This is a genomic window from Aporhodopirellula sallentina SM41, from assembly GCF_000346505.1.
Taxonomy (GTDB): domain Bacteria; phylum Planctomycetota; class Planctomycetia; order Pirellulales; family Pirellulaceae; genus Rhodopirellula; species Rhodopirellula sallentina.
Genome location: NZ_ANOH01000118.1, coordinates 1 through 13,743, shown reverse-complemented (window position 1 = coordinate 13,743; position 13,743 = coordinate 1). Strand labels below are relative to the sequence as shown.

At 53.4% G+C, this 13,743-nt stretch carries 6 protein-coding genes and 1 pseudogene; 3 read left to right on the top strand and 4 right to left on the bottom strand.

The annotated features are described in order from the left end of the window. Positions 1 to 11 precede the first annotated feature (11 nt). The 4 genes from RSSM_RS07525 to RSSM_RS07505 all read right to left on the bottom strand — a co-directional run bounded on the left by RSSM_RS07525 (position 12) and on the right by RSSM_RS07505 (position 11,002). A complete protein-coding gene (locus tag RSSM_RS07525) occupies positions 12 to 2,012 on the bottom strand; it encodes an SHD1 domain-containing protein (RefSeq protein WP_160168109.1) in 2,001 nt (666 codons plus the stop codon). Positions 2,013 to 2,921: 909 nt separating this feature from the next. Further along, on the bottom strand, positions 2,922 to 4,535 hold the full coding sequence (locus RSSM_RS07520) for an SUMF1/EgtB/PvdO family nonheme iron enzyme (protein WP_160168108.1): 1,614 nt from the start codon (positions 4,533 to 4,535) through the stop codon (positions 2,922 to 2,924). 955 nt (positions 4,536 to 5,490) lie between these two features. Further along, positions 5,491 to 10,356, bottom strand: a complete 4,866-nt coding sequence (locus RSSM_RS31560; protein ID WP_008676243.1) for a WD40 repeat domain-containing serine/threonine protein kinase — start codon at positions 10,354 to 10,356, stop codon at positions 5,491 to 5,493. Further along, the gene (locus tag RSSM_RS07505; protein WP_008676242.1) at positions 10,349 to 11,002 is read right to left on the bottom strand and encodes an ECF-type sigma factor; all 654 of its coding nucleotides are present in this window, start codon (positions 11,000 to 11,002) and stop codon (positions 10,349 to 10,351) included. The genes RSSM_RS31560 and RSSM_RS07505 overlap by 8 nt, the downstream gene beginning before the upstream one ends. A 133-nt stretch (positions 11,003 to 11,135) precedes the next feature. On the opposite strand from RSSM_RS07505, the pseudogene RSSM_RS35425 reads away from it, so the two are divergent. From RSSM_RS35425 to RSSM_RS07495, 3 genes and pseudogenes are all read left to right on the top strand, one after another. After that, positions 11,136 to 11,357: pseudogene (locus RSSM_RS35425) on the top strand (SHD1 domain-containing protein); the annotation flags it as partial. Between the two features lie 417 nt (positions 11,358 to 11,774). After that, positions 11,775 to 12,500, top strand: coding sequence for a hypothetical protein (locus tag RSSM_RS34610; protein WP_236621008.1), 726 nt, complete (start codon positions 11,775 to 11,777; stop codon positions 12,498 to 12,500). Between the two features lie 262 nt (positions 12,501 to 12,762). Next, positions 12,763 to 13,743: VWA domain-containing protein (locus tag RSSM_RS07495; protein ID WP_144059633.1), on the top strand; the 981-nt coding region annotated here is incomplete at its 3' end.

The following is a 13,743-nucleotide window of genomic DNA, read 5'->3' as shown; positions in this document are numbered from 1 at the left end:
CCATCACAGACTTACCGTAACGCTGCCGTATGCAATGGCAGCATCGGTAAGGTATCGGAAACCGGAATAAAGTAAGGCATCGAACAACGGTGAATCGACGAAGCCAGCCGACGGCTATCACGTCCGTGATTGATACCAAGTACCTCGCGCCAAATCACTTCGCCCTCAGCAACGAACTCGAGGACGAATGTCGTTGCGCCTTTAGGCAACCGTTGGTTTACTGTCAGACCACGCATGTCTGGGAGAAACTGACGATCGAGCCCGGTCAACACCTCATCTGGGTTCGTCACACGAATCTGATAGTAGGAACTCGCACTGTTGTCAATCTGCACGCCGCCGTGAGCCAGTTTCCTTTTTAGCGCAGATTCGATATCGACTCTTTCACCATCTCGAAGGTCTCCGATGTCGACACGGACTCCGCATGGATGAGCGGGGCTCAGTAACGCACTTCCACCAGTTTTCGCTGTGTCGATTGATTGACTAATTCCGTCCCAAGGGATTTCTACCGTGTCAAGACGGTTCCCGTGGATTGCCCAAGTGCCAACGATGTGATTGTTTCCCGCTGGAATGATTTTTGGATCATGGCCAAGTTTGTGCTCGTGAGCGACCACGACCAAACCCGATGTGCGATCAATGACATCTGTATCGACCAGAAAGGCCTTTCCGTTTGGAAACCATTTAAGCGACAGGTCGCCTGCAAACTTTGTCGTGGGGTAGGCAGTATCGAGGATGATTTTGCCGTTTTGATCCCAGCAAAGGATTCGAGCGTGAGTTGGTTCATCGACAACCATCGCCAGTTCATTTCCACGCGGTGAAAATGCGAGAGACCGTGTCCGCAGGCTAAGCGACCTACTCGTGGCGGTAGCTTCGAAAGTCAAATCGGAATTTCGGCCAGGTAATCCGGTATAGCCGTTGCGTGGTGTTTGAAGACGGACAGCGATCTTTTGAGTTTGCGTGTCCACAACAACCAGATTTTTCTCCTTAGAGCCTAGAACAGCGAATCGCCCGTCCCGCGAAATTCCGACTTCAGAATTCTTACCCCGTAGGCCTTTGAAACTGAAAATCGATTTTTGCATTCCGTTTTGCAAATCCCAGATTTCGATCGTTTCTCGAAGACGTCCGCCGACGTACAGTTTGTTAAGAGAAAGCTGAAGCAAGTCAACGTACTTATCAGGATCGCCGGGCAATTCAAGTTCTTTTTCACCGGTCTCAGTGTTCCAAACGGAAACCGTGGTATTGGTTTGATTGGGTGATTTGTCGGTTGTTGCAAACCACTTACCCGATGGAGAGATTGCTCGAATGCACCTCTCGTTGTAGCTACCTGAAAGATCAGAGACGATGCTTCCCTTTTCCACGCTCCATATCTCACGACCCGAAACGACAATCGGACAGAAGGCATCACCAAACGTCAATTCATCTTGATTCTGCATTTGGACATGAAACGCTTTCCACAATTGGCCGCCATACGCATTGATTGCTGGAGCCACCGTGGAGATCGTGGTCGTTTTGGCAGAAGTGACGACTTTGATTGGTTGATCTGCGTCAGACTTGAAGTCGACTGTGGTCACAGCTTGGACCTCACTTGGCGTCGACGGGGCATGTTCTTCAATCCACCGAACGTCAGCGCGGCTGAGTTTGTTCAGTTTTACCGTGATCGTGCGATCCGAATTCGCTTTAGCGAGGAAAATTTTGTCACCTTCCCGGCCTTGAAAAGAGCCCTCAAAGCGAAATCTTCCGTCCGCACTGACCCAATTACGAATCGATCCTGCCTGTTCCTTGGGATGTTCGTGCGGGAAAACCGCTGCTGACTCGCTTGTCGATTCTGAGGTGGCAAGAGCAGTGGCGAGTCTATCATCTCGATTTGTCGCCTCCTCTTGCTGGGGCCGGATGACGTCCGCCTGTTCTGATTGACCCTCTTTGCCATGGGCGACAATCTCTCGCCTGTGTTCGTCTTCTGCCTGCCGGGATTGTTCCTTGGGGGATAGTCCTTCCAGAGCGCTCCGATGGGGCATTTCGTCTTCACCGGTATCCCAAGAAACTTTTTGGTTTTGCCTCTGCTGAATAGGTTTGGTTTCTTTCAGATGATTAACGCTGGACGACCTGTGATTTTGGTTCAGTGGTTTCCGCGTGGCAGGGAGAGGTTTTCGCTGGTGTCTGTTTGGGTCAAATAGTTGGCTCGTATTCTTGCCTGGTATTTCCACGTGTCTCGAACGACTGCCCTGGGCTACCGGAGGGGCGCCGCGACCATTGAAGTAGAGGAACACCATTGCGATCGATACCACACCGAAAACGAATCCGGCGACCACGTACACCCAACCGGTTATGACCGCCCAGAACCCCGTCTCATGAGTTTTGGTCTCGCCAAACAAAACACGACTGCCTAGTTTCTGTTTAGCCGTCAGCTTGATGCGTTTGGACCGAATGGCATCAATGCCAAGCCATATCATTACCGGACATGCAATTGCAAACACACCGGCGAAAGCGAGTGCTAATTCGGGCGTTAATTCGTTTTGTGCGGCTATCATTAATGTTCCGTCCATCGATTCGTCTCTCGATAAGGGGCCCCGGATGTCCGTGGCTAGTTCACATGATAAATCCGGGGCAGACTCAAGTCTCGGATTCAGTTAGAGCTTCAGGCAAGGTGGGAATGGATGACGGCTGTCACCAGACTAATGCAGGTTGATGACCATTCGATGTTCATGAAGTTGGACAAGTCGACGCAGATTCACATAATCTTCAATATTCGGCGGCGTATCTCACCGAAGTGAGTTTTGCTGTTTGCCGCATCGGTGAAATTACCGACCGCAATTCGAGTTTCGGTTCAGAGTTGGAAGTCGATGCAACCGACAGTAGGAAGCCAGCTCAGGCGATGAGACGACAAAGGCCGCCAACACGCCCTTGTTTTGCTCACCTCATCGAGCCTAATTATTATGTCGCTCTACGTGACCATCCTCGGTACTTATCCTAAAACCGACACCGTGTCTCTCGAATATCACACTAGCGCGGAGGTTGCTGTGACCGTGGTAGAGCTCTTTAAAAAGCACGCATGATTGCTTCCGTAATTCGTCAAACGCATGTGGATGAAACTGGGCATGGGTATTCATGTCATCAAGCAGTTTCACAAACGCGTCTTCCAGCACTAAGCGATAGCCCTCGATGTCCATCGGATCTTCGCCTCGCGACACTGCTACGTATGTTCCAGATTCTGGATTTCGGTCTTTCTGTTTCTTATCCCATCTCTTCCCAATTCCAGTAGCGAAGTCTACTTCAATGCTGAACTCCGGTCTCTTTCGTTTCAAGACATCGAATTGGACGGTTGAGTCATAGAGCGTGCCGCGTATTTCATATTCAGTAATCTTAGAGGGGCTTGCAAAAGTCCCGTTCTCGAGGTAAGCCATCCGTACGAAGTAACCACCAATTTCAATCCTCTCGTAGTCCTTTCCTCCCTGGTTCAACCTCTTAGGCACGTAGAGTCCAAGCGAGATGTTTCCTGGCCTCTCCACAACAAAAAACGCCCAGGGCCTGAGCCCCTCGATTCGCTCCAGCTTGTAAGGGCCCCATCTTCCGTAAGGATTTCTTTCCAGCGGAACCTCGATATACTCCGCTGAGTGATGCGAGAGCTTCAGTGTCTTCTTTGAGCCCTCCTTTACAGTGACATTGGGGTCAAACATCGACCTCGACTCAGGTTCCCGTCCGAGACTTACAACCCGAAAGCCAACCCCCAGATCACTGTAGCCCTTTCCCGATGGTCCAGCAGCAGAACTGGTATTCCTCCCCCACCCCAAATGCCAGGATCCGCCGAGATTTATTCGGGCAGATCCTGCCAGCTTGAATTGGTCATCGCTCTCGGTCCACTCCATCACGTTTCCGCATTGCCCCATCGTTCCGAGAGGGCTCAGGCCTCCGGCGAGCGTGATGTCCGCTGGCCCCTGACTGATCGGTTGCTTGATCACGGCAGTGCCAGCAGCCGTGCCGCTTGCGACAGGAGTCGGTGTAGAATTGCTGCCGGTTGCATGCTTAAAGTAGTTGCCGTTGCCGTCGTAATAGGCGGCCTTGTGCCATTCGCTATTCGTAGGAATGAAAAAGTTTGCGTTGCTGTTTCTAAGGGGATTCGACGGGTCGAACCCGGCGTCACCGGACTGCCAAAATTGGATGTTTCCATTGGCGTCGAACTTGTACGCTGCAGGAAATCCCTGAACAGCATTCAGATAGTTGGCAAACTTTGCCGCCTCATACCAGCTAATTCCATCTGCCGCCATGTTAGGCCGTGTTCCACCAGCAATATAGTTGGCTAGCCGGTGGGATAGCATCCTTATCTTCAAGCCACCCACGTTATTAGCCTTCGTTATCATATCGCGGCTCACCTCGTGCACGGCTATCAAGTAATCGTAGCCAACGGAACCATATCCCGACGAGGCGTCGCGGACGTTACCGGGGTCGCCGATTTTAACGAACTCTATGGAGAAGGCGTTCTCACCGCTCCCAAAGGTGATGTTCGCTCCGATGGCGGTTCTATCGATCAATAATGCGCTCAAAGCACAACCGAACACAATTGGGATATATCTATTCACAACGTTGTCCTTCGGGGTCTGGGCTTGACATCCTGCATTTCGCGGACGCATCCTACACCTCGACCCAGAATCAAACAGTCAAAATTCGCGATTTCATTAGAAGCTAATCAGATGAATTGATTCACCCTTCACACAGTTTCTCATAGCTCCAGCAATCTCCGCTTCGTGGCGTTGCTAATTGAGAGGTTGTGCACATAGCAGTGAAGACCTGTTCAGGTCTGATAGGTCAGTGCTCAGCGTTGTTCTAACGCCGAAATTGGAGCCGGTCATTCGAACATCGCCCCAACGATTTCGAGCTCGAGGTTGGACAAACCTACCGAACGAAGAAATCCCACAAACTGCAGGCCGTGTCAGACACCGACGCGACTTTCGACGGGCTATTTCGGCGCACCGGCGGCCGACTTCGGCGGCTCAACCGGTCGAGACGGCCAAACTCGCTTCGGTCTCAGGGCGGGCAGCCTACCGCTGCGACCTCGCGAAAATTCTGATCCACGTCGGTCGATGCAACCGATGGCACAAAGGGTGACCAGGCGGCGAGACGCTAATCGCCGGCAAAGCAACCATGCTGACAGCTGACAAAGCGCGAGCTAGAGCAGAATAGCTTTTCATCTGATAGCTTATCTCAATGCCAGCCCGCCTCTCGCCACATTATTGCTACCCGCCCTGTGGGTCGAGTGTGGGGCAGGAAAGTGCCGCGGGGTGGGAAGCCAGATCGAGAGTGCAAACGCCAGAATACAAACGAGATAGCAGAACTGATCGCAATCACGAGTGGATCATCGGTAACGCGACACCGATCAAACTGTCATTTGCAATGGTGATCGAGATCCGGACACCGGATGCAACGTAAATCGACATCCGAGTGGATGAGACCGAGTATCTGGCTGGCACGCTCTAAGCACGGAGTACTATGCCATTCATGTTAATTCTGTTGCCAGTAGTGGATTTGCTCAAATTCAGCGAGCCCGCGGCCTCGGGATCCGATGGCCACAACACACGGCAACAAGTCATAATCGAGCGATACTGGTTCGCATATCGACTTCCCATCCCAGAAAAGTTCAAAACGATTCTTCTGAACTGTAAAACCGATTACATGAAAACCTTCGACCTGATCGCGATTGAGTTGCGCGAGAATGCGTGTTGGGGTCATGGTTTTGTCGAATGGGCTGGGCCCTAAGATCAGCCGTCCATCGTTGTGGACAGCGAGAGCAACGCCACGTTTGGTTTTCGGGTTGGTCACGGTTACCAGCCAGGCCCCTGGAGACTCTGAATCGAACCTGCCTTTTACCGCGAAGGCGCCCCCCTTAGCCCGAAGTTCATTCCATGCCTGCCAACCACGCTGGGACTCAACAAAAAAGACGCCGTCGCGGTTCCCCCTTCTTCCAAATCGATCATTCGCTAGAGGACCGTCCTCCTGGAAGTCGATCGAAGTGAAAGGTTGCGTGGAGGTGAACCTGCGAAACGCGGCCTCGCGTTCGTCATCGGTCGCGGGCGAGATCGTCGCTTTGATCAACAGAGTGCGCTCCTCGTACACGACTGCGACGACGCTACCGTCAATGAGCGTCATTGTCTTACGATGCCCCGCGTCGTTCCGAGTTTTTACCCAAGCATTTTCGAGGCTCGTTTGCCCCAATTCAATGATGCGAGGATAGTTCGTCGAGAGCATCACGGCCTCGTTGTGCTGTCCAAACCCAATCTCCCATCCTTGTTCGTTCGGAAGGGGGCGCCAAGTTTCACCGAGCGTCACAGGCCTTCTCTGAATCGTCTCGCGGTCGACCCTTCCGTTTTGGAGAAACGTGTATTCCAAGACGACACTCTTGGGTCGATCAAGAGTGATCTCACCAAGATCGATTGTTTGCCCAGGTTTTAGGTGCAACGGTAGATATTTCGGTCGATATCGGACACCTGAGATGGAGACCAAATGACTCGCCGGTGACAGATCTTCAATCTGGAATTTACCGTGATCATCGGTCTTTATACGAATCGCTCTCGGCTGGTGACTGTTCGGATCCGTTCGTCCGCGCGGGCTGTTGATCGGACCAAGAGTACAGTGGATGGACAGCGACCTGATGCCTGAGATTCCGGAAGAGACCTGTCCGATCACTGCCGCAGATTCGCTTGATTCGACGGGAGTCATCAGGACTTCGCCCACCGCCACAATTTCGGATCCAAAATCAGACGGAATCAGGTCAATCGGATCGTAGCCGTGCTTGCGGAAACCAATTGGATCATCGAGATCGGCAACGCTGCAAGCAAACGTCCCGTCGTCTTCGATCGACATCTGTGCCGCAATGTCAGTGGGGCTGGTGTTACCTTCGACTCGTACAGTCCCATAGATCACGGGATAGCCGGGAAACTCCTTTCGACATGCTTCGACGCGCTCACGAAAAACATCCGGAATAGAATCGTTGTGACGGAGTTGTTCCGCGCCTTCGTCGACAAGTCGAAACGGGTTTTCGGTGCCTGGCTCCTGGTTCGGCTTGATAATCTCCCATATCTGCCGTATTGAATTGTCCCAGTGACAGAGCCGTGATCCATCCAATGAGAAGCTAAGCCGATTCTTGCCATCTCTTTCGGCAACAGTTGCCACTGTCTGCTGACCGGGTGAACGCTGCAACGAAATCAGCTCGGAAAGGTCAGCTGCATCCCAAAGCTTGATTTCGCCCGATCGATCGGCGGTGAAGAGCCGATCGCCGTCTGGCGAGTAGGCGATTCCGACGGTCCCTACATCGTGCGTCTTTGATCGTTGCTCGAGCTCTCCCGATGTGGTCGACCACACGGAAACACCACCCGCAGAGTCACCTATTGCGAGCCGCCTTCCGCCCTCATCGTAGGCCAGGCACAACGATTCCTCACGATGAGATTGCCGAAACTGATTGAGTTGTTTACCTGTTCGAGGATCAAACTCAGACACTGAAGATTCCGGTTGCGCACCGGGGTAGCGATTCGATGGTCGTTCGATGATCGCAAGTCGTTCAGACCCGGAAAATACGAGAGCGGATCCCGCGAACTCAATCGGCCCAAGCTCACTTTCCGTTTCCAAGTCCCAGATCCTCACGCGTTGTTCTTCGCACGCTGCGAGCAGCTTTCCGTCTTCGCTAAACTCGATAACAGAAATACCGCGCGCCGCCTCACCGAGTGTCTTCTGGCGCGATCCGTCGAGAGCGTTCCAAATCACAACGGATTGGTTTGCGGTAGCAACGCGTTTTCCTTGAGGGTCCATTGCAAATGAAATCGCTCGAGCATGGATCATCGCGTCGCTCGGCACGGGCTGTCCAACGCGAATCGATGTTGCATCCCGGCCACTCTCGATTTCGATGAGTCTGCTACCGCCTGAACCTGAGGCGAATTCGTAATCCCGATCGAAGTCGATGACATGCAGATCTCCCATGCCGGGAATACCTGCGGCGAAGCGGTTGCCGGATTGGTCAAGACAGCCTACGTGGAAAGCAAAGTCTCGTCTGCATTGCGTTGACGGGGTGGTCCACCTTCTAACGCCTTCTCTTCGGCCGATCGACACGAGCTGATCGCTGCGTGGGACAAATGCGACTTGCTTGACTTCCTCGCCGCGATAGGTTCGCACAAGCCCTCGTGTTCGGAGGCTGTAGCAGTTGATTCCAAAATCACCTCCTGCGGCGAGGACCGCGCCACTTTCCCTGAACGCGAGCGATTGTACGCCGCGTAGTGGAGTTCTCCATAAGATCACGGGCGCTGCATCAGCGACCCAACAAATCAGTTCCTCGTCCGTAGCGACCGCAAGAAAATCACCTCGTTGGGAAGCAATCGCCACACGCGCGGGTCCCGGAAGTCGATTCTCCGACTGGAGTTCTCCGCTTGAAACGTCTCGAAAATGCAGAACCGGCCCGACGGCGTCCCGTCCAACAATGGCAACCCTCCCATCCTGACAAAAAGCCACATCGGTCGGAAATAGATCGGTCGGGAATTCAACGGCTACGTCTCCGGTAGTGGAATCCCATAGCGTTGTTTTGGTTTGGAAACAGCCGGCGATCAGTGATTTGTCAGGCGATACCGCAAGACTTACGAGTTCGTCCGTAAGTGTCAATGAAAGCTCTATCTGTTCCGTTCGCGTATCCCAAACGTTCAGTCGCCGCGGATCCTCCTTGATGAGTCGGTCATTGTCGAGAAAGTGGACCTGTGAGTATGCAGTCGAAAAACTAATCTGGCGTAGCTCCATCAAACGCGCACCCGACAGTGCGTCATGGACAAAGATACTTGATCCGCCGCCAACCAATGCGATCCAAGTGCCATCGTCATTAAATGCGAGTCGACGATGATTCCCGTCTGCCAGAGTCTGCCGTGCCGAATTGCATTGGCTATTGAGGTAATCCCACTCCCAGCCGCGGACAATTTCCGGGCAAGCTTTCAGCGCTTGAGTTGCTTGCTCAGGACGATTGTTCTTCCAATGCTCGTGTGCCTCCCGAATAAAACGCCGGTAATCCGCCTTCGCCGCCTCGTGAAGCCGCTCGTCAGCCAACATCGACTTTTCGAGGGCGCTTTGCTCAATGACAGCGACGCGATCTGCATCCCGTTTTCGCTCCCGCTCTAATTGGCTGAGTCTTCCCGTGAGACGTTGCCAATTGCCCCACAGGATGGGCGTCAATAGAACCAAGAACAGGATGAGCAGAAGCGTCGAAGCAGCAAGTGGACGCCGCCGAGACCATTTGTGAAGTCGGCCAATAGTGTTTGTACGCCGAGCGTGAATCGGTCGACCATCGAGGAATCGCCCCAGATCATTCGCAAGCGCCTGTGCCGACTTGTAGCGGTCATCGCGATCCCAACGCAGACAGGTTTGGCAGATCGCATCAAGGTCCCGCGGAAGGTTCTTATCGAAATCACGTATCGATTTGATCGAGTCGTGTGCTTGTGGCGTCGGCATTCCTGCGCAGGGGGCATCACCTGTTAACAGGCAATAGAGCACGGCACCAAGTGAGTAGATGTCGGTCGAGTGCGTCACTTGCAGCCCGAGCGCCTGTTCAGGTGACATATAACTCGGCGTTCCCAAAACCTGACCGGTGACCGTAATATCGACCCCTGAGTCGACAAATTTCGCAAGTCCGAAATCGCTCACGAGGGGTTTTCCATCCGCGTCAATCAAAATGTTGCCTGGTTTGATGTCCCGGTGAATGATTCCTCGCTCATGTGCGTACTGGACTGCTTCTGCAACCCGGCGAAGTAGGCGAGCCGCATCGAGCGGGGAAAAGCGCTGTTGCCGGGATCGGTGCGCGAGATCATTCCCCTCGACAAGCTTCATTGAAAAAAAGCAGAAGTCCTCCTCAATCCTTGCATCGTAGACCGGAACAATTTCCGGATGATCCAAGCTCGCAGCTGCTTCTACTTCGGTCCGAAACCGCGTGATTCTTTCGTCCGCGGCTCCGGCAACGGCTCGAATGAACTTGATCGCAACATCTCGATTGGCGCTCAGCTGGCGAGCCCGGTAAACGCTTCCCATGCCTCCACGCCCCACGAATTCCACAATCTGATAGTCGCCGAGTTGTTTCCCGAGTAACGAGTCGAGGTCCGTCAGGTTGTGTGGGCCAACCTTGACGAGGCCTTCTTCGGTGGCAGTACGTGGCGTCGAATCGGGCGATCCAAAGATTGGGGCTTTCGCGTTTGCTCGCGCCGACCGGATGAGTCCAAGCACGTACTCGTAGAGTTCGTGATCGTCTCCGCACTGCTCATCCAAGAATGCGGATTGCTCCTGCTCCGGTTTTTCACTGACCCGGTCAAAGAGACTTTGGGCTTCTTTGTAGAGCGACCGGTCACTCATCGATCCGTCGATCTCCGTCCAACGCCCGCCGCAAGAAAGCCTCGGCTCGCTTCGCATCCTTCCTCACTTTGGCTTCGCTGCAACCAAATAGCAAAGCGATCTCCTCCCATTTCATGCCGCCAAAGTACCGCAACTTGATGACCTCTGCATCGATCGACGAAGCGTCGGCAAGCGACGAGAGCGCCTCATTGAGCTCGGCCACGTCAACACCGTTGTGCGTCACAGTGAGATAACACCATTCGATCGAGGTTTTCTTCCAAACTTCGCCACCTCGCTTTTGAGCAGACCGGCGTCGTGCGTAGTCAACGAGCAACTGTCGCATGGTGTTGGTGACGATGCGATAGAACTCGAAGCGATTTACAAATTCGGGTTTTCTTCCGAAGATTCTCAGGTAACACTCGCTGACCAAATCCGAAGGTTCCCAACTGTGATCCGAACACTCGTTGCGAAGATGGTTTCGTGCGATCGCCTGGAGCTCCTCATGCAAACGCGCAAACGCTTCGTTGTCGGTGTCCGAGTCAGCGTTCATTCCGCGATTAAGGAATTCCGTGAGAGGCAGCGTCGGTTCGTTCACAAAAACACCAAAATCTTCGTGCGGATTCGAGTTGTTTCTACGCTTTTCAGTTTCGATGCCAATCCGACGCATTGCCGGTCGCGTTGTATCGACTCAATTCAGCCGATTTCGAATTGTGCGGTAGAGGCGAGGCGGCGTTAGAACGTGGTGATGAAAGAGTTTGCCAAATCTTTGATACAGCATCGATTCGCCTACGGACAAGCAAATGATCCCCAAACTTTATCTAGGAATGATTTTCGCAATGTGCGTCGGCGCGCTACCTGTTGAGTCAGCGCTCGCAGAGAGTAGAACATGGACGGACGCAACAGGCAATTATAAGGTTGTTGCAGAGCTGGCGAGCGTGAAGGGACCCGAAGTGACTCTTCGAACATCGGCGGGCCGCGTGATCGTCATCGAAATTAAAAAGCTGTGTGAAGCGGACCAAGCTATCGTGAAGAAACGGTTTCCGCCGCCAGGCAGACCGGCTCGTGATCGTCGGGCGGCAGCTCCCAAGAGATCAGCCTCGATTGAGGAGCAATTGCGACAATCCAAACAAGTCGATATCGCGCGAGCGCCGCTCAAAGAGTTGACTGCGGAATTATCACGCGAATTTAACGCGAAGATCTTTGTCGACCGAAGAGCCTTGGAAGGAATTGGGATCTCCGACCGCACGGACATCGGTCCGGTTCAAGGAAGCTACAGCCTATCTGATTCACTGGACTCGGTTGCAGCCGACACGGATTTACGCTGGACGGTGTGTCGCGACATCGTTGTCGTCACTTCGAGGGGGGACATCACAAAGTACTATCGCCCGGCAGTCTTCCGATTGTCGGGGCGATCGACCGCGAAGACGGTACACGAACGCGTGCTAAAAGAAGTTCAGCCGAAGACTTGGGAGTACCGTGGTGGGATGGCAACAGCGGTCCCGTATGGGCAGTCGATCCTTGTTATCAATCACGATTGGCGGACAATTGCTGAGATTGAAAAACGCTTCTCAGCAGTGATGCGTCGATCCGTAGGAAAGTTGGTTGCCAAAACAAAAATCGAGAAAGCGTTGGCCACTCCGGTCACTGTCGACTTTCGTTTCACCGGTTTGTCTAAGTGTTGTGCCGAACTTGAACGACAAATCGGCATAGAATTCGAAATCGATCGCAAAAGCCTTGAGGAAATCGGAATAACTGAGGATGTGCCCGTCATAGCGCAATTCGAATCGACGCGACTGGACACTGTGCTCGACCTGATTCTTGGCCAGCTATCCCTCGCTTGGTCAGTCGAAAATGGCAAGTTTCAGATCATTTCAGGACAGGAGGAAGAGCATCGCTTGCTCACGATCGACCACGACGTGACGCAAATCGTCCTGCAAGATCCAAGGCTGAGGATGGTTGATTTCGACTCCCTTCAACACGCGACAACCAATGTCATTGCGTTAGGTAGCTGGAACCTCCTAGGAGGGCCGGCTTCCATCCAGCCAGGACAAATGGGAGGGCGATCATTTACGATGAAAGTCTTGCAAAGCTATCGAGCGCACCGGGCGATCGAGAAGCTCTACGCCGACCTGCGGGCCGCCGGCACAAAAAACATTCGAAGATAGTGTTGAGGACTTGACCTTGCGATCAGTTAACTCGCGCGACCACCGTTGCAAGCAAGATCTACATCTCGGCGAGCACGGGCATTGCAATCCTGAACGCTCTGCCGGCAGTCGGTGGCGAGGGTCGCCGCCGGTGGCTTTGTCAAACAAAACTCTCGCGGTCAAACAACCCGCCGTCGGCGAGACTATCGCTGGGCGAGTGATTGAGCGGCGCGTCAAGTCTCTATCGACAGCCTTGATTGTCCATTTGCTGATCCTCGTTCTGATGGCTTGTTGGATATTTCCTCAAAGCTTCGAGAGGGACTTTCAGACGAACACGCTCCATTTTGCCTGGGCTGACGATGTCAATGAGGAGCAGCTGCTGACGCTTGCTACACGTGTCGAACTCTCTTTCGATGACGCCGAGCAATCGGGATTTGAAAAAGGACTGCTGGATGAGCAGCTGGTTGAAGTCGATTTCGAACAATCGCAGAATCGGGATCGCATCGAGGATTTTTCGCCATCCTTCGGTGACGACCTGTCCCTCGAGTCCGCCGAGTTGTTGGCAGAGTCTGATGTCGATTACCTTGAGGAAATGCGGCGAATTGATGTCGAAGATGTTGTGCGAGCAGCGTCGGGGACCGACGAGTTGCGAGAAGCGCGCGGCTACGACTCGATCTCTCAGATTGTCTCGAACTCAATCGACAGAGAACTGGAATTGGGCGACACACTCGTCGTTTGGTTGTTGGATGCTTCCATCAGCCTGGTACCGGATCGCGTCAATCTCGGTCATCGGATGGCGGAGTATTACCAGCGAGTTGACTCCTTTAACACGCACAAGAACGACTATACGCGAGCATCGACGCTGTTCAGTGCGGTCGCGGCGTACGGTCAGGGTCTTCGCGAAATCGTTCCGCCACAACGATACGGTGCCAAGGCCTGCAATGCGATGTTGCGAATCCCCGTCGATTCAAGTGGATTGGAAAACGTGATGATGGCTGTGCAGAAAGTTGCCTATCACTATCGAGTCAGAGAGCGGAGACGGGAACGGATTCTTTTTGTTGTTCTGACGGATGAATCGGGAGACGATACACTTTTGGTTGAGCCCACGGTGCAACTCTGTCGCCGGGCTCGCATCGCTGTTCATGTGATCGGCCCGACTGCCGTTTTCGGGGCGGAGCGTGGTTCGCAGCTTTGGCACACAGGTGGCAAGGCGTTCTACATTCCCGTCAAGCGGGGACCGGAATCTGCATTGCCGGAGCGGCCA

Coding starts and splice junctions, on each gene's coding strand:
- RSSM_RS07505 (WP_008676242.1), bottom strand. CDS start 11,002: ATGCGTCGGATTGGCATCGAAACTGAAAAGCGTAGAAACAACTCGAAT.
- RSSM_RS07525 (WP_160168109.1), bottom strand. CDS start 2,012: ATGCCCCATCGGAGCGCTCTGGAAGGACTATCCCCCAAGGAACAATCC.
- RSSM_RS31560 (WP_008676243.1), bottom strand. CDS start 10,356: ATGAGTGACCGGTCGCTCTACAAAGAAGCCCAAAGTCTCTTTGACCGG.